The sequence below is a fragment of the Winogradskyella jejuensis genome (assembly GCF_900129745.1).
Classification (GTDB): domain Bacteria; phylum Bacteroidota; class Bacteroidia; order Flavobacteriales; family Flavobacteriaceae; genus Winogradskyella; species Winogradskyella jejuensis.
The window spans coordinates 1,538,492-1,564,223 of record NZ_FQWS01000001.1; the positions used below are offsets into that span (position 1 = coordinate 1,538,492).

At 34.4% G+C, this 25,732-nt stretch carries 21 protein-coding genes; 14 read left to right on the plus strand and 7 right to left on the minus strand.

Features of this window, described 5'->3' with window-relative positions; all coding sequences use genetic code 11:
- Positions 1 to 2: 2 nt before the first annotated feature.
- Positions 3 to 3,698, plus strand: coding sequence for a metallophosphoesterase (locus BUB95_RS07155; RefSeq protein WP_073084737.1), 3,696 nt, complete (start codon positions 3 to 5; stop codon positions 3,696 to 3,698).
- A 3-nt stretch (positions 3,699 to 3,701) separates the two neighbouring features.
- Here the strand turns inward: BUB95_RS07155 and BUB95_RS07160 are convergent, their stop codons facing one another.
- Positions 3,702 to 4,547 (minus strand): NHL repeat-containing protein, encoded by an 846-nt coding sequence (locus BUB95_RS07160; RefSeq protein WP_073084739.1) that lies wholly within the window; start codon positions 4,545 to 4,547, stop codon positions 3,702 to 3,704.
- A gap of 36 nt (positions 4,548 to 4,583) precedes the next feature.
- Between BUB95_RS07160 and BUB95_RS07165 the strand changes: the two genes are divergently transcribed.
- From BUB95_RS07165 to BUB95_RS07205, 9 genes are all read left to right on the plus strand, one after another.
- Entirely contained in the window at positions 4,584 to 5,807 is a 1,224-nt protein-coding gene (locus BUB95_RS07165; protein ID WP_073084742.1) for a BaiN/RdsA family NAD(P)/FAD-dependent oxidoreductase, read from the plus strand.
- A gap of 2 nt (positions 5,808 to 5,809) precedes the next feature.
- Positions 5,810 to 6,214: a DUF4174 domain-containing protein gene (locus tag BUB95_RS07170; protein WP_073084744.1), complete on the plus strand. Its 405-nt coding sequence runs from the start codon at positions 5,810 to 5,812 to the stop codon at positions 6,212 to 6,214.
- Position 6,215: 1 nt separating this feature from the next.
- Positions 6,216 to 6,761 (plus strand): DUF1697 domain-containing protein, encoded by a 546-nt coding sequence (locus tag BUB95_RS07175; protein ID WP_073084746.1) that lies wholly within the window; start codon positions 6,216 to 6,218, stop codon positions 6,759 to 6,761.
- A gap of 33 nt (positions 6,762 to 6,794) precedes the next feature.
- Positions 6,795 to 7,880, plus strand: coding sequence for a diphosphomevalonate decarboxylase (locus BUB95_RS07180; protein ID WP_073084748.1), 1,086 nt, complete (start codon positions 6,795 to 6,797; stop codon positions 7,878 to 7,880).
- A 20-nt stretch (positions 7,881 to 7,900) separates the two neighbouring features.
- On the plus strand, positions 7,901 to 8,830 hold the full coding sequence (locus BUB95_RS07185; RefSeq protein WP_073084750.1) for a mevalonate kinase family protein: 930 nt from the start codon (positions 7,901 to 7,903) through the stop codon (positions 8,828 to 8,830).
- Positions 8,831 to 8,880: 50 nt separating this feature from the next.
- Positions 8,881 to 9,783, plus strand: coding sequence for a geranylgeranylglycerol-phosphate geranylgeranyltransferase (locus tag BUB95_RS07190; RefSeq protein ID WP_073084752.1), 903 nt, complete (start codon positions 8,881 to 8,883; stop codon positions 9,781 to 9,783).
- 2 nt (positions 9,784 to 9,785) lie between these two features.
- A complete protein-coding gene (locus BUB95_RS07195; protein WP_073084754.1) occupies positions 9,786 to 10,733 on the plus strand; it encodes a carbon-nitrogen hydrolase family protein in 948 nt (315 codons plus the stop codon).
- Positions 10,734 to 10,774: 41 nt separating this feature from the next.
- A complete protein-coding gene (locus tag BUB95_RS07200; protein WP_073084756.1) occupies positions 10,775 to 11,617 on the plus strand; it encodes a pseudouridine synthase in 843 nt (280 codons plus the stop codon).
- 75 nt (positions 11,618 to 11,692) lie between these two features.
- Positions 11,693 to 13,645, plus strand: a complete 1,953-nt coding sequence (locus BUB95_RS07205) for a YgiQ family radical SAM protein (protein WP_073084758.1) — start codon at positions 11,693 to 11,695, stop codon at positions 13,643 to 13,645.
- A gap of 796 nt (positions 13,646 to 14,441) precedes the next feature.
- Here the strand turns inward: BUB95_RS07205 and BUB95_RS07220 are convergent.
- Together BUB95_RS07220 and BUB95_RS07225 are read right to left on the minus strand one after the other, a co-directional pair.
- Complete coding sequence (locus tag BUB95_RS07220) at positions 14,442 to 16,334, minus strand: alkyl sulfatase dimerization domain-containing protein (RefSeq protein WP_073084765.1); 1,893 nt, start codon at positions 16,332 to 16,334, stop codon at positions 14,442 to 14,444.
- Between the two features lie 56 nt (positions 16,335 to 16,390).
- Complete coding sequence (locus BUB95_RS07225; RefSeq protein WP_073084768.1) at positions 16,391 to 17,005, minus strand: GAP family protein; 615 nt, start codon at positions 17,003 to 17,005, stop codon at positions 16,391 to 16,393.
- A 271-nt stretch (positions 17,006 to 17,276) separates the two neighbouring features.
- Here BUB95_RS07225 and BUB95_RS07230 point away from each other — a divergent pair, with 271 nt between their 5' ends.
- The 3 genes from BUB95_RS07230 (at position 17,277) to BUB95_RS07240 (ending at position 21,425) form a co-directional block, all read left to right on the plus strand.
- On the plus strand, positions 17,277 to 17,804 hold the full coding sequence (locus BUB95_RS07230; RefSeq protein WP_073084769.1) for an inorganic diphosphatase: 528 nt from the start codon (positions 17,277 to 17,279) through the stop codon (positions 17,802 to 17,804).
- Between the two features lie 123 nt (positions 17,805 to 17,927).
- The gene (locus BUB95_RS07235; protein ID WP_073084770.1) at positions 17,928 to 20,321 is read left to right on the plus strand and encodes a sodium-translocating pyrophosphatase; all 2,394 of its coding nucleotides are present in this window, start codon (positions 17,928 to 17,930) and stop codon (positions 20,319 to 20,321) included.
- A gap of 123 nt (positions 20,322 to 20,444) precedes the next feature.
- Positions 20,445 to 21,425 (plus strand): App1 family protein, encoded by a 981-nt coding sequence (locus BUB95_RS07240; protein WP_073084771.1) that lies wholly within the window; start codon positions 20,445 to 20,447, stop codon positions 21,423 to 21,425.
- A 30-nt stretch (positions 21,426 to 21,455) separates the two neighbouring features.
- On the opposite strand, the gene BUB95_RS07245 is transcribed toward BUB95_RS07240, so the two are convergent.
- From BUB95_RS07245 to BUB95_RS07260, 4 genes are all read right to left on the minus strand, one after another.
- The gene (locus BUB95_RS07245; protein ID WP_073084773.1) at positions 21,456 to 22,070 is read right to left on the minus strand and encodes a deoxynucleoside kinase; all 615 of its coding nucleotides are present in this window, start codon (positions 22,068 to 22,070) and stop codon (positions 21,456 to 21,458) included.
- Between the two features lie 3 nt (positions 22,071 to 22,073).
- On the minus strand, positions 22,074 to 22,859 hold the full coding sequence (locus BUB95_RS07250; RefSeq protein WP_073084775.1) for a hypothetical protein: 786 nt from the start codon (positions 22,857 to 22,859) through the stop codon (positions 22,074 to 22,076).
- A 158-nt stretch (positions 22,860 to 23,017) separates the two neighbouring features.
- Entirely contained in the window at positions 23,018 to 23,701 is a 684-nt protein-coding gene (locus BUB95_RS07255; RefSeq protein WP_073084777.1) for a response regulator transcription factor, read from the minus strand.
- Positions 23,694 to 25,235, minus strand: coding sequence for a sensor histidine kinase (locus BUB95_RS07260; RefSeq protein ID WP_073084780.1), 1,542 nt, complete (start codon positions 25,233 to 25,235; stop codon positions 23,694 to 23,696). The genes BUB95_RS07255 and BUB95_RS07260 overlap by 8 nt, the downstream gene beginning before the upstream one ends.
- Positions 25,236 to 25,359: 124 nt before the next feature.
- Here BUB95_RS07260 and BUB95_RS07265 point away from each other — a divergent pair, with 124 nt between their 5' ends.
- Positions 25,360 to 25,731 carry a hypothetical protein gene (locus BUB95_RS07265; RefSeq protein WP_073084782.1) on the plus strand — a complete coding sequence of 124 codons (372 nt, stop codon included), beginning with the start codon at positions 25,360 to 25,362 and terminating at the stop codon, positions 25,729 to 25,731.
- Position 25,732 lies beyond the last annotated feature (1 nt).

Genomic DNA, 25,732 nt, shown 5'->3' on the forward strand with positions numbered 1-25,732 from the left:
AAATGAAGCAATATAACACCTCATTCTTATCAGTTCTAATATTAATATTGCTTAGCAGTTGTGCAACCTTTAATCTACAAAAGGAAACATCAAAAGAAATGTTTTTTCCTGTTAACAAGGAAATTTTGCATACGTTTTATTTGTTAGGCGATGCCGGAAATTCAGAACTTGGAGAAACCGATAAAGCTATCGTAGATTTTGGTAAGGCCTTAAGCAAGGCAGATGAAAATAGTACAGCAATTTTCTTAGGTGACAATATCTATCCAGTCGGGTTTAATTCTAAAAATAAAAAGAAAGAGGAATTATCAGAACATCGAATTAAGGTTCAGACAGAAATAGCAAAAGATTTTAAAGGACGACCAATTTTTATTCCTGGTAATCACGATTGGTATAGCAAAGTGAAAGGCTTAAAAAGACAAGAGAAATTTGTTGAGGATGAGCTTGGCAAAAACACCTTTTTGCCAGAAGATGGATGCCCAATCGAAGATATAGAGATTTCAGACGATATTGTGTTGATTATAATAGATTCGCATTGGTATATTACCAATTGGGATAATCATCCGACCATAAATGATGATTGTGAAATTAAAACACGTGCAGATTTTTTAGAAGAATTAGGAAGCGAAATAAAGAAAGCTAGAGGGAAAACAACGATAATCGCTTTGCACCATCCAATGTTTAATAACGGTTCTCATGGCGGGCAATATTCGCTAAAAAGCAACTTAAAACCTGTCCCTGTTATTGGCACTCTTAAAAACTTAGCAAAAAAAACAGGAGGTATCATCAATGTAGACTTGCAAAACAAGATGTACAATGAGCTTAAAAAACGAGTGGTTAGTCTAGCACGACAAAACGATAAAGCTATTTTTGTTTCTGGGCACGAGCATAATCTTCAGTATATCGTTAACAATAATCTACCACAGATAATTAGTGGTTCTGGCTCTAAAAAAAGTGCAACACGTCTAATTGGCAATGGACAATTTGCTTATGGCGCCAATGGCTATGCTAGATTAGATGTGTTTAAAGACGGCTCGTCATTTGTGCGTTTTTACGAAGCAGAAAATGAAGATGTTGTATTTCAAACACAAGTGCTAAAACCCAATAGAGATATTGACTTAACCCAATATCCAGATACGTTTCCTCAACAAAAAACAGCGTCGATTTATACAGATGAAGAAGTAGAAAAATCTGGATTTCATAAGTTTTTATGGGGTGACAGATATAGAAAACAATTTGGAACAAAAGTTAAAGCACCTACTGTTAACTTAGATACGCTTTTTGGTGGTGTTATCCCTGTAAGAAAAGGTGGAGGAAATCAATCTAAATCTTTACGTTTAGAAGATAAGCAAGGGCGACAATATGTAATGAGAGCTTTAAAAAAACAAGCATCTCAATACCTGCAAGCCATTGTTTTTAAGGATAAATACATAGACGATAAGCTAGATGGCGGTTTTGCCGAATCGTTATTGTTAGATGTATTTACCGGAGCACACCCTTATGCGCCATTTGTTGTGGGAGATTTAGCAGATGCCATAGGCGTATACCATACAAATCCGGTTTTATATTATGTGCCTAAGCAAAAGGCTTTGGCTGGATTTAATAACGATTTTGGTGATGAGTTGTATATGATTGAAGAACATACCTCTGAAGGGCACGACGACAAAGCCAGTTTTGGTTTCCAAAACGAGCTAGAGGATACTAGAGATATGATAAAAAAGCGTCATAAAGATGAAGATATTGTTATAGACGAAGCCTCGTACATAAAGGCACGGTTATTCGACATGCTCATTGGCGATTGGGATAGGCATCAAGACCAATGGCGTTGGATAGAATTTAAAGAGAACGGAAAAAAAGTGTATCGACCATTACCAAGAGACAGAGACCAAGCATTTTCTAAAATGAGTGATGGATTTTTGCTTACTGCTGCCGTTAATCTCATTCCGACTGCTGGATTGCTTCGAGAATACGACGAAGAACTTAAAAATGTAAGACGTATCAATGTGGAGCCCTATCCGCTGGATATGGAATTAATTCAGCAATCAGATAAATCAGTCTGGGATGCCCAAGTAAAATACATTCAAGATAATATTACAGATGAGGTCATCGAAAAAGCATTTTTAAATTTTCCTCCAGAAGTAAGAGATAACGATGCCGAAGAAATTAAAAGATTATTAAAAGCGAGACGAAAAAATCTTCAAAATATTTCAGACAGGTATTACGATGTTATTAATAGATATTCGGTAATCAAAGGAACAAACAAGGATGATTGGTTTGATATTGAAAGACTGCCAGAAGGAAAAACCAAAATAACAGCGTACAGAATTAAAGATGATAAGAAGGCAGACATCTTTCACGAGCGTACATATAGTAAGGATGAAACTAAGGAAATATGGGTTTATGCCTTAGACGACGATGACGTGTTTCATGTGCATGGCGATGGCGACCGCCTTATAAAAATTAGACTTATCGGTGGGCAAAATAACGATGTCTATGATATTCAAAACGGAAAGAAAATTAAATTCTACGATTACAAATCCAAAAAGAATACCATAGTTACTAATAAGGGCACAAAAAAGCTCACTGATGATTACGAAACTAATGTTTATAATTATAAAAAGCTAAAAAACAATACGTTACAGACCTTGCCTGCTATTGGGTTTAATCCAGATGATGGCTTTAGTTTGGGTTTTGCAAGTACATTTACAAATTATGCTTTTGAGCGTAATCCTTTTTCTTCACGTCATACCATTACTGGAGGTTACTTTTTTGCCACTAGTGGTTTTGATTTTGCGTATTCTGGAGAGTTCGCAAATGTTGTAGGGTCATCTAATTTAAAGATAGATGCCAAATTTACGAGTCCTAATTTTGCTCGAAACTTTTTTGGCTTTGGAAACAGTACACCAAACTTAGAACCAGATAATGATAATATAGATTTAGATTTCAATCGTGTAAAAATTAGAACACTATCAGTTGCGCCATCTCTAGTATGGAAATCACAATATGGTTCAATGTTTCAAGTGGGAGCTACTTATGAATCTAACGAAGTTGAGCGTACGTCAGGGCGATTTTTAGAATCTATAACTGCAGCTAACGACCAAGTTTTTGATAAGCAAGACTTCTATGGAGCCTTCGCAAAGTTTGTATATGATGTTAAAGACAATGAGAACTTCCCAACTTTAGGTATGTTGTTCTCGTTGGAAACAGGTTTTAAGAATAATGTGAGTACTTCCAAAGGGTTTAGTTATCTAATCCCAGAATTAGGATTTGATTACAAATTGACCAATCGCGGTACGGTAGTTTTAGCAACAAAACTCCGAAGCCAACTAAATTTTGGTGATAATTTTGAATTTTTTCAAGCAGCAACCCTTGGGGATACAGAAAGTCTTAGAGGTTACAGAAGAGAACGTTTTGCTGGTAAACGCTCATTTGTTCAGAGTACAGATTTACGTTTTAATTTAAGACGAAAATCATCTAACTTTCTTCCGTTTAATATCGGGTTTTATGGCGGGTTTGATTACGGACGCATATGGGTAGATGATAATAGAACACTAAGTACGACTTTTAATCAAAACCAATGGAACACTTCTGTTGGAGGTGGTTTGTTTTTTAGCGCTTACAGTATGATTACAGGAAATCTTTCTGCTTTCAGTAGCGATGATGGTTTGCGATTAGCCTTTAGGTTAGGTTTTGGCTTTTAATGGTTATTCAATTGTAAACTCATACAAATTACCACCATCAACACCTAAATATTCATCGGCAATATAGAGTGTGCTGTCGTTTTTAAAAGCCACACTTTCCTTTTGAGAGTTGTAGTCAAATTTATAACGTTTGTACTCAGACTTAAAAAAAGAAGTTTTATTTAATTCATTAAAAATGTAAACCGAATTTTCGGTCAAAAGCGCAAGCATATCGCCATTATCATTAATATCTGCTGAGGTTACCCAACATTCAGATTCGTTGCAAGTGTTAAAGGTGTCTAACAATTTAGCTTTGTAGGTGCCAGCTTTAGAAGGAAGCAGGTATAAATTTGTTTTTCCTTTTTCCTTAAGCGAGCGACTTTTAGTAAAGAGATAAAGATTGTTCTCCAAAAAGAAAAATGCCTCACAGTCAAAATGGCGGTCCTTCTTTTTCGGAGGAAATTTTTTCTGTTCAGGATAGGTAAACGAAATAATTTCGGGTTTAATTGCAGTTTTTTCAGAAGCTAAGTCTGAAGCTTTTATTTTGTAAATAGAAAGTCCTTTGCTGTCGTTATCGTTATTTCCAAAATTACCAATGTAAATATTACCTCTTTTGTCCGCAGTTAAATCTTCCCAATCTCTATTTTTTTCTTCAATAGTAATTGATTTTTTAATGGTTCCTTTATAATCTAAGCCATACAAGATTGGCGCATTTCCACTGTCATTAACCATCCAAATAAGATTGTTTTTGGTGTCTGGAGCAATGCCAGAAACTTCGTTGAGTTCTAAAGGTAAATCGGCAATAACTTTGAGGTTTCCAGTGTCGCAACTAAAAAAAGGAAGTATTAAAATGAAAAGTAATTTGCGCATAGGTACTTAATTATTTAGGCTTAAATTTACAGCGATTTGAAAGAACAACAACATACTTACGATATTATTGTGGTTGGTGGTGGCGCTGCAGGTTTTTTTACAGCTATAAATATCGCCGAGCAGCATCCGGATAAATCTATTGCTATTCTCGAGCGCGGAAAAACAGGCTTACAAAAAGTGAAAATTTCTGGTGGTGGTCGTTGTAATGTCACGCATGCTGAGTTTATTCCTTCAGAACTCGTGCACAACTATCCAAGAGGCGAAAAAGAATTACTTGGACCTTTTCATACATTTATGACGGGTGACACCATCGCTTGGTTTGAAGAGCGTGGAATAGAGTTGAAGATTGAAGAGGATGGCCGAATGTTTCCAGTTTCAAATTCATCTCAAACTATTATAGATTGCTTTTTGTTTGAAGCAAAGAAACATGGTGTTGAGGTGTTGTATAACCATTCTGTAAAATCTATTCATGTGAATGAAAATGATTTTCAATTAGAAACCACCGAAGGTAATTTAAGTTGCCAAAAACTAATCATCGCCACAGGAAGCAATCCAAAAATATGGAATTTACTCTCAGACTTAGGGCATACTATTGTTCCGCCAGTGCCATCATTATTTACTTTTGATATTAAGGATGAGCGCATCAAAGATATTCCTGGTGTTGTAGCAAAAAACGTTACCGTAAAAGTTATTGGTGCTAATTTAGAATCTGATGGACCACTTTTAATTACACACGTTGGTATGAGTGCGCCAGCTATTTTAAAACTCTCTGCTTTTGGTGCTGTAGAATTAGCTAAACTGAATTATAACTTTAAAATTAGTATCAATTTTATTCAGCAAGACACAGATGATTGTATAGATAGTTTGAAGGCAGTAAAGCTAGATTTGGCGAAGAAATTGGTTTATAATTCACCACAATTCGATTTACCAAAACGCCTTTGGAAAAAGTTGGTTTTAGCTGCAAATATTAATGAAGATTCACGCTGGGCAGATTTAAATAAAACACAGTTAGAAGCTTTGGCTGAGCAGCTGACCAATGCTATTTTTCAAGTCACTGGTAAAAGTACATTTAAAGAAGAATTTGTCACAGCTGGCGGCGTAGATTTAAAAGAAATTAACTTCAAAACCTTTGAGAGTAGACGTATTCCTAATCTGTTCTTTGCTGGGGAAGTTATTAATGTAGATGCGGTTACTGGTGGATTTAATTTTCAAAATGCGTGGACAAGTGCTTATATTGTTTCTCAATCAATTAATAGCTGACTATGAAATATGTTGTATTAACGCTCCTTTTTTCTAGTTGTCTTTTTGCTCAAGACACTAATGCGCATCTCTGGAAAGAGCGCGTTATCATTATTTCTGGTAATGAAGCTGCCCGCGATACTATTGATGCTCAATTTCATCGTTTTGAAAGCCAATTAAAAGAATTAAGAGACAGAAAATTGGTAATCTACAGATGCATAAATAAATTCTGTGTCTACTACGATTCAAAATCAAAACCAAAAATGTTTAATCGTGAAGAAACCTCAGAAAACTTCAGCATTAGTTTATTTGGTTTAGATGGTGGAAAGAAATTTTCTTCAACTGAAGTTATTGAGTCCAATGTGATTTTTAACCTCGTAGATAGCATGCCAATGCGAAGACAAGAACTGAGAAATAAACAAAATTGACATGAGTGTTTTTGTTGTTTTACTTAGAGGTATCAATGTTGGTGGTCATAGAAAAGTGCCAATGGCTGAGTTACGAGAATTACTTGCAAATTCTGGTTATGCCAATGTGCAAACTTACATTCAAAGCGGAAATGTGGTTTTACAATCTACTTTAAATTCTGAAGACATAAAGCTTCATGTAGAAGAAATTATCTTAAATCATTTTGGTTTTGAAGTTACCGTTTTGGTAAAAACGTATGCTGAATTAAAAGCCATTTTCGATTTTTGTCCATTTCAAATTGAAGAAAAAGAGAAAAGCTATTTTATGATGTTGGATGCTGCTCCAAATGCTGAAGGATTTGACGAAGTTTCAAATTTAGAATACAGTGGCGAGAAAGTTTACATCACTGAAAAGTGTATTTATTTCTTTAGCACTAATGGTTACGGACGCACAAAATTCAACTCCAACTTCTTTGAACGAAGGCTAAAAGTGAATGCTACAGCTAGAAATCATAAAACCATGCTAAAATTATTAGCAATAGCAAAAGAAGCAGAAACTAAGCTCTAGAATTTACCTATTTTTGCATCAGAATTTAAACGAATGACAGAGCAAGATTTTATTCTTAAAGACTATAAAACCAAAGTTGAAAGCGGAAAAGTAAAATGGGAATCGCCAAGTAATATTGCCTTAGTGAAATATTGGGGTAAGCGCGAAAATCAAATCCCTGAAAATCCTTCAATCAGTTTTACCTTAAGTAATTGCAAGACCATTACAACGTTGTCTTATCAGAAAAAAGAAGGCAATGATTTCAGTTTTAATGTAATTTTTGAAGGCGAAAATAATGAAGCCTTCAAACCAAAAATTCAAACCTTTTTTGAGCGTATTCAAACATATGTTCCGTTTTTGAGAGACTATCATTTCACGATTGAAACATCAAATACTTTCCCTCATAGTTCTGGTATTGCGTCTTCCGCTTCAGGAATGAGTGCTTTGGCACTTTGTTTAATGAGTATTGAAGAAGATTTAAGAACAGACCATTCAGACCATTCGGAAGACTATTTTAGCCAAAAAGCATCCTTTTTAGCGCGTTTGGGCTCAGGAAGTGCTTGCAGAAGTATTGAAGGCGAATTGGTAGTTTGGGGAAATAATGAGTCAACAGAAAGTTCAGATTTATTCGGTGTGCGATTTACGGAAGACACTCATTCCAATTTTCGCGACTATCAAGACGCCATCTTACTTGTAGATAAAGGCGAAAAGCAGGTAAGTAGTACTGTTGGTCACAAGCTCATGTTTGGTCATCCGTTTGCCGAAAAACGTTTTGAACAAGCGCACGAAAATCTTTCAGAATTAAAAGATGTGCTCATTTCAGGAAATTTTAAACGATTCATAGAAATCGTGGAAAGCGAAGCCTTAACGCTGCATGCTATGATGATGACGAGTATGCCGTATTTTATTTTAATGAAGCCAAATACGCTTCAAATCATCAATAAAATATGGAAATTTAGAGCAGAAACGGGGTCTAATATTTGTTTCACTTTAGACGCAGGAGCCAATGTACATGTCTTATTTCCAAAGGCAGAGGCCGATAAAGTTTATGAATTCATTAAGACAGAGTTGGTTGCGTATTGCCAAAATGGTCACTATATTTGTGATACAGTTGGAAAAGGTGCTAAAAAACTAGTTTAAATTCCAATTGATTGATAGCTATGAAAGGTCCCCTGTTTTATTCCAAAATTTTATTATTCGGTGAATACGGAATAATTAAAGATTCTAAAGGTTTATCTATTCCTTACAACTTCTATAACGGCGCACTTAAGTTAGATGAAAATCCTTCTGAAGAAGCCAAGAAATCTAACGAAAGCTTAAAACGATTTGCTACTTATCTAAAAGGATTGGATACAGATTTGGTGAGTTTCGATTTCGATAAGTTACAAGCTGATGTAGATTCAGGTATGTATTTCGACTCATCAATACCGCAAGGTTACGGCGTTGGAAGTAGTGGTGCATTAGTAGCGGCGATTTATGATAAATATGCTTCAGACAAAATTACAGTTCTTGAAAATTTAACAAGAGAAAAATTATTAAAACTGAAGTCTATTTTCTCTGCTATGGAATCGTTTTTTCACGGAAAATCTTCCGGCTTAGATCCTTTAAACAGTTATTTAAGCCTTCCGATTTTAATTAATTCTAAAGACAATATCGAAGCTACAGGAATTCCTTCACAAAAAGCAGAAGGTAAAGGTGCTGTCTTTTTATTAGATAGTGGAATTGTTGGCGAAACAGCACCAATGGTGAGCATCTTTATGGAGAATATGAAGAATGAAGGTTTCCGCAGTATGCTTAAGGAGCAATTCATCAAACACACCGATGCTTGTGTAGATGATTTCTTAAAAGGTGATATTAAATCACTATTCAAAAACACAAAACAGCTGTCTAAGGTGGTGTTTAATAACTTTAAACCAATGATACCAAAACAGTTTCACGAACTGTGGAAAAAAGGTATCGAAACTAACGACTATTATTTAAAACTATGCGGTTCTGGCGGTGGCGGATATATCCTTGGTTTTACAGAGAATATAGATATAGCCAAAGAAGCACTTAAAGGCCAGAAACTGGAAGTGGTTTATAACTTCTGAGCAGTCATACTGAACTTGTTTCAGTATCATTTCACTCTTTTTACTAACTCATGCTATCGAGACAACAAAAACATATTTTCTTAAAGGTTTTTAGTCTCTTTTCTGTGGTCCGCGGGTACAACATTCTAATTGTAGTTATTGCTCAATATTTAGCTTCTATATACATTTTCGCACCTCACTTTCAACTTAGAGATGTACTGTTTGATGTCAACTTGCTGATGCTAGTTTTAGCGTCTTCAGCTGCAATAGCTTCAGGATATATCATCAATAATTTTTACGATTCTGAGAAAGATTTAATCAATCGCCCTAACAAAAGTATGTTAGATAGATTGGTGAGTCAAAATACCAAGTTGTCTATTTATTTTACGTTGAATTTCTTGGCAGTCATCTTTGCGAGTTATGTGTCCTTCAGAGCTGTAATTTTCTTTGCACTTTATATTTTTGCTATTTGGTTTTATTCACATAAGTTAAAGAAAATGCCAATTACGGGTAATCTAGTTTCAGCTATATTAACGGTTACGCCTTTCTTTGCTATATTCATTTACTACAGAAATTTTGAACTGGTCGTTTTCGTCCACGCCTTGTTTTTATTCCTATTGATTTCAATGCGAGAATTGACAAAAGATTTGGAAAATATTAAAGGCGATTTAGCTTTAAACTACAGAACTGTACCCGTAGTTTACGGCGAAAAAATTTCAAAATATTTATTGACAGGAGCTTTAATAATTACCTGTATTACAGCAATGATACTTGTCTTTTATTTTGAAATAGGACAGATGTATTATTTCTTCTACGCGAGTGTAATTTTATTATTTGTTTTCCTACTACTACTTTGGAAATCCAACAACAAAACACATTACTTATGGCTTCATAATATTTTGAAGTTTATAATTGTGGCGGGTGTTTTTTCAATTGTACTCATAAATATAAACCTTGTTTTAAACCGACTCTAAAAATGAATACGACTCTAAAAATAGCGATGGCGCAAATCGCTCCAGTTTGGTTAAATAAATCAGCAACACTTCAAAAAATTGAACAATCGATTGAAGATGCCGCAAAAGAAAATGCCGAACTTATTGTTTTTGGAGAAGCATTATTACCGGGTTATCCATTTTGGTTGGCCTTAACTGGTGGAGCGGAATGGAACACAGACGTCAATAAAAAGTTACATGCACATTATGTAAGCAATTCTATCTGTATTGAGAAAGGCGAATTATATTCGGTTTGTAAATTGGCAAAAGAACATAATATTGCGATTTATTTGGGCATTATGGAACGTCCTGAAGATCGCGGTGGACATAGTATTTATGCATCATTAGTTTACATAAATCCAAAAGGTAGTATAGAATCGGTACACAGAAAATTACAACCAACATACGATGAACGTCTAACTTGGGCGCCAGGCGATGGAAACGGTTTAAAGGTGCATCCATTAAAAGCGTTTACAGTTGGTGGGCTAAATTGCTGGGAAAATTGGATGCCACTTCCAAGAACAGCATTGTATGGTCAAGGTGAAAATCTCCATATCGCCGTTTGGCCAGGAAGTGACCATAATACCAAAGATATTACACGTTTTATCGCTCGAGAATCACGCTCTTTCGTGGTTTCGGTTTCGAGTTTAATGGTAAAATCAGACTTTCCTGAAAGCACGCCATATTATGACGAGATAGTAAAAAACGCACCTGATACTTTGGCTAATGGCGGAAGCTGCATAGCTGGACCAGATGGAGAATGGATTGTGGAGCCAGTTATTCGCAAAGAGGGTTTAATATTTCAAAAAATAGATTTTAATCGCGTATTAGAGGAGCGTCAAAACTTTGATGTTGTTGGACATTATTCACGACCAGATGTCACAAAATTAACAGTGAATACTGAGCGTCAAACTACTGTGGAAATTAAGTAGTTAATGTTAACTATTGTATTACCTTTGCAAAAATTTTAAGCATGTCAAAACAGCAAGATAAAAAAGGTAAAGGCAAGAGAGACGGAAAGCAATATTCTGGTGAAGGAAAGAAACCATTTTCTAAGCAAAGATATGCGCCTAAAAAAAAGAAGGCTGCACCTAAAACAACGTCCAATTCAGACGAGATTCGTTTAAATAAATACATTGCCAACTCAGGCATGTGTTCACGTCGTGAAGCTGATGAGAATATTTCTATTGGTCTTGTAACGGTAAACGGTTCTGTAATTACAGAAATGGGTTACAAGGTAAAACCGACTGATGATGTACGCTTTGATGGTCGTCGAATTAATCCAGAACCAAAAACTTACGTATTACTTAATAAACCAAAAGGTTTTGCAACGACTACTGCAGAAGGTAAAGGGCGTACAGTGATGGATTTGGTAGAAAATGCCACGTCTGCACGTATAAAGCCTATTGGGCGTTTAGGTAGAAATTCTTTGGGATTGCTGTTATTTACAAATGATGATGAGATTGTAAAAAAGTTCACCAATTCTAAAAATGGTGTGGCGCGTTTATTTCAAATTGAATTAGATAAAAATCTGAAATACGAGGATTTAAAGAAAATTCAAGACGGTTTTAAAGTTGAAGGAAAGCTAATTACTGTTGAAGAGATTAGCTATATCGAAGGCGAATCTAAAAACAAAATCGGGATAAAAATCAAGAATACTGGGAATACCATTTTGCGTACTATTTTTGATACACTTAATTACGATTTGGTAAAAATAGACTGTGTGGCGATTGGTCACCTCACCAAAAAAGATATTCCAAGAGGACACTGGAAACATCTTACTACTCAAGAAATCAATACCTTAAAAATGCTTTAATTGTAAGGCTCTAGTTTTTTAGTCAGATTTTTGTCACATTCATTTTAAGCATAAATAGCGTATTTTTGTAAAGCTATGCAAGAAGAATTAAGACTATCTAGTTGGTTGCCTACTACCCGAAAAGAGGTGAAAATCCGAGGTTGGGAAGAATTAGATGTTATTCTTTTTAGCGGTGATGCCTACGTAGACCATCCTTCTTTTGGTCCTGCGGTTATCGGTCGTATTTTAGAAAGTTTAGGCTTAAAGGTGGCTATTGTGCCACAACCGAGTGTTACAGATAATCTTCAGGACTTTACAAAATTAGGTGTGCCAAGTTTATTTTTTGGTGTTACTGGCGGTTGTATGGACCCTATGGTCAGCAATTATACTGCGAGCAAAAAACGTCGTGATAAAGATGCGTACACACCAAATGGCGATATAGGTTTTAGACCCGATTACGCAACTACGGTTTATTCAAATATTTTAAAGGAAAAATTCCCAGATACACCTATTTTAATTGGCGGTATCGAGGCTTCGCTGCGTCGTGTAACACATTACGATTATTGGAGTGATAAGCTTATGCCAACTATTTTAGAATCGTCTAAAGCAGATATGTTGGTATACGGTATGGGCGAGCAGCCACTGAGAGAAGTGGTGCGTTTGCTGCAAAAAGGCGTTCCGTTTTCAAGTTTGAAAACGATTGAGCAAACAGCGGTTTTAATAGATAAGGATGAATCTATTCCTAAGAATTCTAACTGGGAAGATGTAGAGATTGAATCTCATGAAACTTGTCTAAAAGACAAAAAGAAGTTTGCTTCAAATTTTAAAATCATAGAGCAAGAGTCAAATAAACTCAAAGCTCGACGTATTTTTCAGAAAGTAGGCAACAAAACATTGATGATTAATCCGCCATATCCAACCATGACGGAAAAAGAAATTGATGCCTCTTTCGATTTACCATACACACGACTACCGCATCCTAAATACAATAAACGTGGACCAATTCCGGCGTTTGAAATGATTAAAACCTCAATAAATATTCACCGTGGATGTTTTGGTGGTTGTAGTTTTTGTACCATATCGGCGCATCAAGGCAAATTTATTGCCAGTAGAAGTAAAGAATCCATACTTCGTGAAGTGGATAAAGTGGCGAATATGCCTGATTTTAAAGGTTATTTAAGCGACATTGGTGGACCAAGTGCCAATATGTACCAGATGAAAGGTAAGGTGCAATCTATCTGTGATAAATGCGTGGCGCCATCTTGTATTTCGCCAGTGATTTGTAGTAATCTCGATACGTCTCATAAACCATTAACTGAACTTTACCAAGCAGTAGATAAGCATCCAAAAGTTAAAAAATCTTTTATAGGTAGCGGAATTAGACACGATATGTTGGTTCCTGAATTTAACAAAAACGCAGATGCTAAAGAGTTAGACGATTATACCGAAGAGGTCATGACCAAGCATGTGTCTGGCCGACTCAAAGTAGCGCCAGAACATACTAGCGACCCAGTTTTAAAGCTGATGCGTAAGCCATCATTCTCGTATTTCCATAAGTTTAAAGAACGTTTTGATAAGATAAACATCAAGAAAGGTTTGAATCTTCAACTCATACCTTATTTTATATCAAATCATCCAGCGTGCGAAGTAGAAGATATGGCAAACTTGGCTGCCGAAACTAAAGACATGGGCTTTCAGTTAGAGCAAGTACAAGGTTTTACGCCAACGCCAATGACGGTTGCTACGGTGATATATTATAGTGGTTATCATCCATATACTTTAAAGCCAACGAAAACACCAAAAACTAAGAAAGAAAAAGACGAGCAGCATCGTTTTTTCTTTTGGTACAAGAAGGAAAACAAAGATTGGATACGAAAAACCCTAAATAAACTCAATCGTAAGGATTTACTCAACGTGTTGTTGCCAGTTGATGACAAATGGCGAAAAAACAAAAAAGCAAAACCTGCAAAGCATACGTTTGATGACGCGATACCATTTAATCAGCGTAAGAATAAAGCAAAATTTAAGCCAAAAAAGAAAAGGAGATAGAAAGGTTTTTTAAAGATTTTAAGATATTGATTAAAGTTGTTTTCCAATTATAATTATGCTTTTCTAATCATAAAATCATGCGTAATGAAATAGTATTGCCTGTTAAACCGAAACTTTTACTATCCGAAAGAAATACTTCTCTTATATATCCAATCATAATTTGAAATTTTTCTAATTTTTTTAAAACAAAAAAAAAGAAAATTCTCTTGAGTTTGAATAGCGTTCTTGCGATAATGAATCCTTCAAAAAATACCATTCAAAAGAAGAAATTAAACCCCAGTATTTTTGGCTATTACTATTGTTTTTAAAATCATAATTTAATTCTATATTATACCGTGACCTTAAATAATGATTATGATTGGCGAGAAAGAAATTTCTCCATTCTCCTAATAGTCTTTGTTTAAGAATTACATTTTCAAAAATTGAAATTTTATATTCAATGCCGATTTTTGGTCTTAATTCATAAAAATCACCCAACTCTTTATCAAACCGATAATTATTAGCAATTCCGCCAGAAATCGTCTAATTTGAATTTAGCTTTTTATTAAAGTCAAAATCTAATCCAAACCTTCGCCATTTACTATTTTGATAAGCATGTTTGTAATTGCTAATTAGATTAAATTTCCAAGTTTTTTTAGAAATTATAGTGTTTTTTAAAATAGCCTCACTAAAAAATTCTTGTTGACTAAATCCTTGTAAACAAAAACAAATAAGAACTAAATATAACGGTATTTTCAAATCTTACTTTTTTTACATTTTACGCAAATTGATATTAATGAGATAACAAAAACTACTATTATCTAGAAGAAAGATTGATGTTTGGCTTACTAAAATCAAAGTAATTCATAAATGTTTCTAATTGACTCAAATCACCTTCTGCTTTACCTTTACCTGAGTTTATAGCATCAATTACTCGACCTTTACCTAATACAAAGTCATAAACCACAGTGCTTGGTATACTTATTACCAAATTAGAATTATCAGGAACGTAGTTGTAAAATGCTGAAATTCCGTTTCGTACATGAAATCCATATTGTTCATTTCGGTCTGTAATTTTAAAACCTATTTTAAAATCGGCATTTACAGCTTTAGATGCGTCAATTTTCACTCTCAAGTTTTCTAATATTGTTCCTATTCCGAATTGCTCAATTATCACAGGATTTGCAAAATCAAATGCACCAGATTTATCTAAGGTGCCATCAAGTTCTTTAGCTCCAGATAATGCGAAATTTCTATAATAAATATTGGCTTGGTCATAACCCCAAGCTTGCATTGCTTTTCCCTTTAAATCTCTTGCTTCCTGATCTTCAGGATTTGAGCGTACAAGATGTGTGGTTATTTCCATTGCCCAACCATAATCTTTAGCTTCAATTGCTTCATTGGCTATTTTTAAAATGTTGTCTCTTCCGCCCATAGCAGAAATATAAAGCTCGGCTTTTCTTTTAAAAGATGGAGCTGCTAACTCGGTTGCATCACCAGAATACCAACCCAAATAACCATTGTAGACGTTTCTTACAACATGCTCTACACTCCCATAAAATTCTTGTAGCCAAGGGTCTTTTTTTAGGTTTTCTGGAAGCGAGACTAAGTTTACTAGTTCTTCTCTTGTAGCTCCTTGATTCATATGAAAAATGGATTGGTCGTGGGTAAATTGAATAGCATCTCTGTAATTCTGGATTCGTTCTACAATAAAATCATTTCCAACCCAAGAGCGCATGTGCGAATGGCTGTAGCTGTCGCTCTGCTTGGCATAATCTAATAAATTGTCTACGCCTTTATACCACTTTACCAAATCACGATATTTAGTTCCTCTTAATGTGTAGAGATTTGGAAATGATTCTCCTTGAATCGTCTCAGAACCATGGACATGTTTTAAATCTGGAAAAAAAACGTCTATTTCATCTTCAGCATCACCGTAAGCTTCAAATAAAACCATCTTTACTCCAGCTACTTCAGTTTGTAATTTATCTTTTACAATATCGGTAGGACGATAGAAAGAAATTTTTCCACCAGCAAAAGTTGGACCTAAACCAGCATGTACAAGGCCCTTTTCATTTTGCCCTAAATAGGAAGCTCCTCCATAAGCTGTTCGCTCCGTTAAAATTGATCCAACAACACTTGCATCATTAGCCAAATAGTCCATAAATTGATAATGAGCAAATATTTTTACATCTCCATTATCCACTTGTTCTTGAGTCACTCCCATTCCAGCAGATCCGAATGAGTGATCAGGATGTCTATGAGTATATACTACAGCCTTTACAGGAAATTGAATATTGGTTTCTTTTCTAAAATCGTTTAATATTCTTTCGGAAGCTTCATCACTTTCTCCAGGATCTACAACTATAAGTCCATTATCTCCAACTACAATTAGAGTTGAAGTCAGTTGCCAACCAGACATTAAAAAGGCTTTATCTTTTACAGGTTCGTAAATGGTCTTTGGCATCTGCTTTCCAAAAGATGTCATTCTGTTGTTAATAAATTCACTTTCTTTAGTAATTGCATAATTATCGAACCTTGCTCTTATAGGTGCTAAATTTTTTAAAATCTCTTGGTCAGCATATGGCTCTGTTTTATTAGGCACATTGTGGTCAATAACTTCTGGATTAAGAAGATTTGTATCAAATGTTTGATTTTCTTTGCATCCTAGGATTACTAATACAAGAATTAAGATATTGAGTTTTTTCATATTGGTAATTTTTTGTTTTGTTGGTAGAGTATGTTCTTTTTAAAATACATTTTTATTTATAATAATAAAAATATAAAAAAAGAGAGCACTATTATGTTTATGATATAGCCATGCGTATTTAACCAATCATTTACATTTTCTAGATATTTATGACCTTTTTTCCCTATTAAAAAATAGATTAGTAAAGGTATAAATGATATAAAAACAACAGCCACAAAAAAAGGCAACGCTTCTAAAAAGTGGTTTGAGTTATCATTTAAAAAATTCCCTACAGTAAAAGCTATTGCAATGTCTGTTGGCATAAAAGCTATAAGACCTAAACCAATTAAAAAAATTTTTCCTAAGGATGCCGTTGTAATTCCTTGCATCCATTTAGGAGGTTCAGTAATTTGATTTCGATTTACTATTGAGCGAACAATAAGAAATATAAGTAATGCAATCAATAAATATTTTATTACAGGTCTATTACTTATTGTAATCTTATGAAAATCTGTTACAGAAGTGAGCCAGTAGAAAATATAAGTGGTTAAAATCAAAGTAGATATTAAAGACACAATATAAGTCAATGAACTTTTAATAGGGTCTTTTCTAGTAATAAGTAACATGCCTACTAATATTTGAGGTCCAAGCATAACAGTCAATGCTAAAGGTAAAATTGTAATATCTGCCATTTTAAATATTAAGAATGTTTGCCAACTGATTATGCATGAAATCTTATGAAAGAAAAAAATTAGAATTAGTTGTTTTTTCACTCAATCTATATTGTAAATATAATTTATTTTACAACTCAACTTCAAACTTCTAATTTTCAATTAATCAATATTTTAATAAAATATAACGAGTGTTTTTTATTACTTAAATTATATATGGATAAATCAAAATCAATCCTTGCAATACTCAAACAATAGCGTATCTTTGCACCCCTTTTTAAAAGAGATGATTATGACAAAGACAGGCAAGTTAACCTTTGATGTATTAATAGAAATACCAAAAGGAAGTAGAAATAAATACGAATACGATTTTGAGTTAAACAAAATACGCTTTGATCGTATGTTGTTTTCTTCTATGATGTATCCTGGAGATTATGGGTTTATTCCAGAGACTTTAGCGCTAGATGGTGACCCATTAGATGTCTTAGTTTTAGGACATGAGCCAACTTTTCCAATGTGTGTTGTTGAGGTAAAGCCAATCGGTGTTTTTCATATGGCTGACGAGAAAGGACCAGATGAAAAGTTAATTTGTGTGCCGGTTACAGACCCAATCTGGAATTCTTACAAAGATATTTCGGATTTAAATCCGCATCGTAAAAAAGAAATCACACACTTTTTTCAAGTATATAAAGACCTAGAAAAGAAAAAAGTTGATGTTGGTGGATGGGGAGATGCCAAAGAAGCCTACGATATTTTCAATAAATGTGTAGACCGTTACGAGAATAGCGAGCACAAAGCCAATGGAAATTTTACGATATAATTAGTGTAATTACAACTAATATATAAGCCCTTTTGTTTGCATAGCAAAAGGGCTTTTCTATTCTATATCATTTTCTTACTTTAGCGCAGCTAAATAACAAATCAAACTAATTAAAATTATTATATGGAATCCTACATGATTTACATGCCAATTGTTTTGGCAATTCTTGGTTTAATCTACATGTTGATTAAGCGTTCTTCAATTATGAAACAAGATGCTGGAGACGGTAAAATGAAAGAGATATCAGACCACATATACGTGGGCGCTTTAGCATTCTTAAAAGCGGAATACAAATTATTAACCTTTTTTGTGATTGGGGCGAGTATAGCTTTAGCTGGAGTAGCTACGGTTGTTGAGTCTACAAGCTACTTGATTATTGTGGCTTTCATTATCGGTGCTGTGTTTTCAGCAGTTGCTGGAAATATCGGTATGCGCATTGCAACCAAGACTAATGTACGTACTACGCAAGCAGCTAAAACAAGTTTGCCAAAAGCATTAAATATTTCTTTTGGTGGTGGTACAGTAATGGGTCTTGGTGTTGCAGGTTTAGCAGTACTAGGTTTAACAGCGTTTTTTATCATTTTCTACCAAATGTTTATGGGTGGAGAATGGACAAATACTACAGACATGACTTTAGTTCTAGAAACACTTGCTGGTTTCTCTCTTGGAGCGGAGTCTATTGCGCTTTTTGCTCGTGTAGGTGGTGGTATTTATACAAAAGCAGCTGATGTTGGTGCCGATTTGGTTGGTAAGGTTGAAGCTGGTATTCCTGAGGATGACCCACGTAACCCTGCTACAATTGCAGATAACGTTGGAGATAACGTAGGTGATGTTGCGGGTATGGGAGCCGATTTATTTGGGTCTTATGTTGCAACCGTCTTAGCAGCTATGGTATTAGGGAACTATATCATTAAAGATATGGGCGGTGCTATCGAAGATGCTTTTGGTGGTATAGGAACTATTTTATTACCAATGGCAATTGCTGGAGCAGGTATTATCATTTCTATTATTGGAACGTTCTTAGTGAAGATTTCATCTAACGACGCCAAAGAAGCGCAAGTACAAAAGGCTTTAAATATTGGTAACTGGACATCCATTGGTTTAGTAGCTGTAGCATGTTTTGGTTTAGTAACTTGGATGTTACCAGAAACCATGAAAATGGAATTCTTTGGCGAAGGCTTAAAGGAAATTTCATCACTGCGCGTATTCTATGCTACCTTAGTTGGTCTTGTTGTAGGAGGTGCGATATCTTCTTTTACTGAATACTATACAGGTTTAGGTAAAAAACCAATTCTAAATATTGTACAACAATCAAGTACAGGAGCTGCAACTAACATTATTGCTGGTTTAGCAACAGGGATGATTTCTACATTTAGTTCTGTATTATTATTTGCTGCTGCGATTTGGGCGTCTTATGCATTTGCAGGATTCTACGGTGTAGCTATGGCTGCATCTGCAATGATGGCAACAACAGCGATGCAATTAGCTATTGATGCATTTGGTCCTATTGCGGATAATGCAGGTGGTATTGCTGAAATGAGTGAACAAGAGCCTATCGTAAGAGAGCGTACTGATATTTTAGATTCTGTTGGAAACACTACTGCTGCAACAGGTAAAGGTTTTGCTATTGCTTCAGCAGCATTAACAGCTCTAGCATTATTTGCAGCTTATGTGACGTTTACAGATATAGATGGAATTAACATCTTTAAAGCACCAGTTTTATCTATGCTTTTTGTTGGAGGTATGGTGCCGGTTGTGTTTTCAGCCTTAGCTATGAGTTCTGTTGGAAAAGCAGCTATGGAAATGGTAGAAGAAGTACGTCGTCAATTCAGAGAAATTCCTGGAATTATGGAAGGCACAGGAACACCAGAATACGACAAGTGTGTAGATATATCTACAAAAGCATCTTTAAAGCAAATGTTGTTACCTGGGATTTTAACTATTGGTTTCCCAATTGTTATTGTTTTAATAGGTCTTTTAATCTATCCAGATAATCATAAATTAGTCGCTGAAATGCTTGGTGGTTACATGGCAGGTGTATCTGTAAGTGGTGTACTTTGGGCGATTTTTCAAAACAATGCTGGAGGTGCATGGGATAATGCTAAAAAATCTTTCGAGGCTGGAGTAGAAATTAATGGTGTGATGACCTATAAAGGTTCTGACGCTCATAAAGCTGCTGTAACTGGAGATACAGTTGGAGATCCTTTTAAAGATACGTCAGGGCCATCGATGAACATCTTAATTAAATTAACTTGCTTGATTGGATTGGTAATAGCACCAATTTTAGGAGGCCATTCTGAAACTGCCGTTGCAACAAATCAAAATGTCGAAGTCATTAAAGAAATCTCTGTAGAAACACAAGGGGATAGAACTTTAGACGGCACCGCTACGGCTAAAGTAATTACTAAAACCACTATTGGTGATGGAGAAACATTAGTGAAAGAAAAAACATTTAAAGGTAATTTAGATGAGGTAACTAAGCAAGCTGAAGCTTACGCAAAATCTCAAAAAAATTAAGCTAGAATCGTTAGTTAGACTGTTCGGCATTTGCTGAATTTATCGAGAATAAGCTTAAATAAAACGAAATGTTTTTAAATAAACTTAAACCACGCTTTGTCGTGGTTTTTTTATATTTGGAATATGCTGAAAAGAGATCCCCTTCAAATTATCCCATTCTTAACTTATGGCACATCAAAGCATCTGTACCTGCGTGGTCGAGCTTTAGAAGATGAAGACATCGATTTATCTAAAAAAGGATGGTTTAATTTACTTGTAAATTCATGGAAACGATTTGAAACTGATGAAATTAGAAACACAGCTATTCAAATTAGTGTCGAAGGAAATGAATTCCATTTAAAAACAGATGCTGAAGGGTATTATCTTTATGATGTATCAACAGAGCTAGATTTTAAAACGGATGCTGAAGGTTGGTTATCTTACAAGGTAAAGTACAATGACAACTCTCTAAAACGACACATACAACAAGACAATTTGTTTAAAGGGCAAATGTTAGTGCCATCACAAGAAGCCAAGTTTGGAGTTATTAGTGATATTGACGATACAATTTTACATACCGGAGTAACCTCCAGATTAAAATGGAAAGTTGTGGTCAATACTTTTTTTAAAACACCTCTAAAAAGAAAGGCCTTAGAGGGCACAGCAGAGTTTTATGAGTTGTTGCATGACACTGTTAATCCTATTTTTTATGTGAGTAATAGCCCTTGGAATTTGTACCGTTATTTAGAGTTTTTTCTCAAGTCAAACGCTTTTCCAAAAGGGCCAATCTTGCTTAGAGATTTTCGTACCCCTTTTGATAAAACACCAAAATTAGAGCTCGCTCATAAGTATCATGAAGTTTTTAATATTCTAAAAACTTATCCTGATTTAAAGTTTATCCTCATTGGAGATTGTGGCGAAAAAGACGCTTATATTTATCTCGATGTCGTAGAGAAATTTCCAAACAGAATAGCGGCTATCTACCTCAGAAGTGTAGAGCATAAAAAGCGTATGAAACGCATCAAAAATCTTTTTAAAGATTATAAAGAGCTTCCAGTTTTAATTGTAGATAATAGTTCCGAAGCTATCATGCATGCAAAAGCACATGGATTTATAGAGATGTAATATTATAAATTAGCCTAGAGCTTTTGGAAATTAAAATAAACCATTTATTTCTGCATCAATTTTATTGATAATGCCTCCTAAATCTTCAGGATTAGCAACAAAATCTAAATTGTCTACATCTATAATAAGTAAGTTTCCTTTATTGTATTTGCTAATCCATGCTTCGTAGCGCTCATTAAGACGACTTAGGTAATCAATGCTGATAGAGTTTTCGTAATCACGACCACGCTTGTGAATTTGTGCTACTAAATTTTGAATACTACTTCGTAGATAAATTAAAAGGTCTGGACCCTTCACAAAAGATTCCATAAGCTCAAAAAGAGAAGAGTAATTCTCAAAATCGCGATTTGTCATAAGGCCCATGGCATGCAAGTTGGGAGCAAAAATAAAGGCATCTTCATAGATGGTTCTATCTTGTATAATACTCTTACCACTTTGCTGAATTTGATTCACTTGGCGAAATCTACTATTCAAAAAATAGACCTGTAGATTAAAACTCCAACGCTCCATTTGGTTGTAAAAATCATCCAGATAAGGATTGTCTACAACATCTTCGAGTTGTGCTTCCCACTTATAGTGTTTAGCTAGTAATTTTGTGAGCGTAGTTTTTCCTGCGCCTATATTTCCCGCAATAGCAACATGCATAATTTATTGTGATTTTAGTTGGTAGCGACGTAGCTTTTCGTCGTTGTAAATATACAAGGTTTCATTGGTTACCAAAAACTGATTTATTAACAAATCTAAACCACTAAGTGGTACTAACTCTGTCGTATTTTTTTGTAAAAGAAACAATTCATTATCAGCTTTTAACACCAAATTTGCTTTGCTAAAAGCCATTTCGGTATAGCCTTTATTTTCAATCTTATGGATGAGGCTACCAAAATAACTGTAGATGTACAGATACTTTTCTGTAAGTAGATAGCAATAGTTATAATCGCTTTTTAAATCCAAAGCCTGAGACTGGATAGGTACCGTTTTTATGCGTGTTTTGTTATTGAGATAGTCGTACAATTCCAGTAGTTGTAAGTCTTGATTAAACAACCACAAGGTATTATCATAACCAGTAGAAACTAGACTTACATTTTTGTACTCTGAAGTTGTGTTGAAGTCTACTTTGGTAATCTCTGCCAAACGATTGTCTAAAATTACCACGGTATTAAAATCATGATAAAAAAGATTTATTTTTAAAGGATTAAATGCATTTGCAGAGCTTATTTTTCCGAGTTGAAAGTTGGCATAGCTAATAGTTGTATCAGCCGTTTTTTTATAGAAACTTTCGTTTTCATCAGAATAATACAAAGTCCCGAAGGTATCTACTCCATAAACTTTATCAGCTTTTAATGTTATTTCATCTTGAAACTTAAGCGCGACTTCATTTTGAGTAAACCCAACAAAAAATGCAAGACAAAATATTGAAAATAGAAACTGTTTCATACCAAACCGAAAAGTACGAAAATTGTGCCATTAATTCTTTCTTGTCATGCTGAACTCGTTTCAGCATCTCGTTAAAACAGATAAGATTTTTTTTAATTGTTACTTCTATTAGATTTCGACTGCGCTCAATCTGACAACATAATCAATTTTAAAATAAGTTAATCCGTCAACTTATAACCAAAACCACGTACATTAAGAATCTGAATGCTTTCGTCTTGTTTTAGTTTCTTTCTAAGTTTGGAGATAAACACATCCATACTTCTAGCAGAGAAAAAATCATCTGTACCCCAAAGCTTGTTTAAAATAAGTGAGCGGTCAAGAACTGCGTTTTTATTTTTTATCAAATGAAAAAGTAAATGTGCCTCACGATGGGTAAGTTGAATAGGAGCTTCTGTTTTATAGCTTAGTAGCTGTTTCGGAAAATCGAAAGTGAAGTCTCCAAGAGCAATAATCTCTGCTGTTTTCTGAAGTTTTGCTCTACCAATAAGATTGTGAATCCTAACAATAAGCTCTTCCATACTAAAGGGCTTTTTTAAATAATCGTTGCCACCAATCGTAAAACCTTCAACTACATCCTGAGTTTGTGATTTAGCAGTTAAAAATATAATTGGAATGGTATCGTCAATCTTACGAATATCTTTTGCTAACGTAAAACCATCTTTTTTTGGCATCATAACGTCTAGAACTAAAAGTTCTGGAGACTCTGATTTATAGGTTTTAAAAGCTTTCTCTCCATCTTCACAAAGCAAGACTTCAAAATCTCGGGTTTCAAGACTTTCTTTAATAATTTGTCCTAGTGCGGCTTCGTCTTCCGCAAGTAATATTTTTGTGGGATTAGCCATTAGGAAGTTCAATTTTAAACGTGGTGAGTTTATTGTTAAGGTCTAATTGAATGGAGCCTTCATGTTTTTCTATAATACTTTTGGTGTAAAACAAACCAATGCCAAAGCCTTTTACATCATGCTTATTGCCTTTAGGAACACGATAAAATTTTTCAAAGATACGCTCTTTGCTTGCCTTTGTTAAGCTCGTGCCATTATCAGAAATATTGATATTAAAGCTATTTGTATTTGGTATTAAGTCTACGGTAATGATATCCCCACCATATTTTATAGCATTATCTAAAATGTTGTTTAATGCATTTTCAAAATGAAAAATATCTACATTAGCTATCAAGCTCTCGACCTTAAAACTTGTTTGAATAGTTTTGTCTGTATATTGCGCTTGATACCTGCTGCAAAGTGAAGTTAAAAGTGCTACAATATCTATATGCTCTTTGTTAAGTTCAAGACTCTCACTGTCTAAAGTTGCGGTTTCTAAAAGTTTTTCAACCATAACATTTAGTTTAGATAGTTGACTAGAAGACATATCAATATACTTCTTGGTTTTCTCTTTGTCTTCTATAACATTAAAGTTACTAATGCCTTCAAGAGCTACACCAATAGTAGCTATAGGTGTTTTAAACTCGTGAGTAATGTTGCTAATGAGGTCGTTTTTAACCTCTGCCAGTTGTTTTTGATTCTTGATAATCTTTAATAAATAGAATAAGCAACTTATAACAGCTAGAACTAAAAATGTTGATATTAATATTCCGCTAAAACTACGTTTTAGAACATTTAAAGTTTCGTTAGCAAAGTTTAGTTTAAGAAGACTGCCCTCTGGTAAAAATGAGGATTTAGATTCAATCTGAAGGTCATAATTGTCAAATTCATTTTTAGGCAGATTTTTTTTCATTTTTGCAAATCGAGCTTGTGTAGCACTATCTGGCACCTTTTCAAAATAAGCCAAATGGTGGTCAAGTTCAATCTTTTTTCTTTCAAAATCCTCTATAAGTAGTTTGTTAACCTCTCTTACATCTAAAGAGTCATTACTAATAGATATAAATATTTTTGTGGATAATAATTGAATTTCAGAGGCATTAATAGAAGGTTGAGTCAACTTCAAATCTCTTATAGTGCCTTTCAAAGAATCCAGGGAGATTGGATTATGTTCTTCATTATGAGCCTTCATCATAGAATCTGCACTAAATCCTCTAAATACGGATAGGCTTTTTATTTCACTTGTGTCAATGGTGTCAATGGGTTTAATCTTACCATTTTTCTCATCTATATTCTTTAGGATTTTAGTAAAGGCACTATTATCATCAAATATGTCATCTGTAGAAGTCTCAGCAAATGAGAAGCCCACACGAGTTTCTTTAGCTAAATTAGCATAATAGTCGTCTACGGCCTTATCCAAACTTACCTGCACATCATTAATCAACTGTTGCTTATTAGTAAGGTAGTTTTTGTAATTCCAATAAATTTGTATGCTTATGGTGGCAAGTATTACTAGTGTAATTGCATACAATATATATCTATAACGTTTATCATTCATGCTTCAAAAGTAGACCATATTCTTAAAGTAGACTAATCGCTTAACACACGTTAACGTTGGTTAACTCTAATGTAGAGAATAAGTTAACATATTTGTAGTGTACTAATCAAAAAACAAATACAAAATGAAAAATTTAATTACATTGATTACATTATTTATGGCAACAGCAATCTTTGCACAATCAAAAGATTTGAATGGTAAGGTTAAGCTAGATGACGTTAAAATTGAAAACGTAAGTATAAGCGTTGAAGTTGATTCTGCAGAAGACATTGAATCTACGTTTTCAATCAAAGATTTTGAAGAACTATTAGATATTACCGAAAAAGGTGAAGAATTGAGTTTTAAAATAAAATGTAATGGAAAGACCATGTCTAATGGCGTAAAGTCTAGCATGAGCTATGAAATAAAGGGAAACACTAACGACAAAAAAGAGTTTCTTAAGAACATTAAAAAACTTAGAAAAGCAGCAATTAAATATTACAAATCAAAAGAGTAAA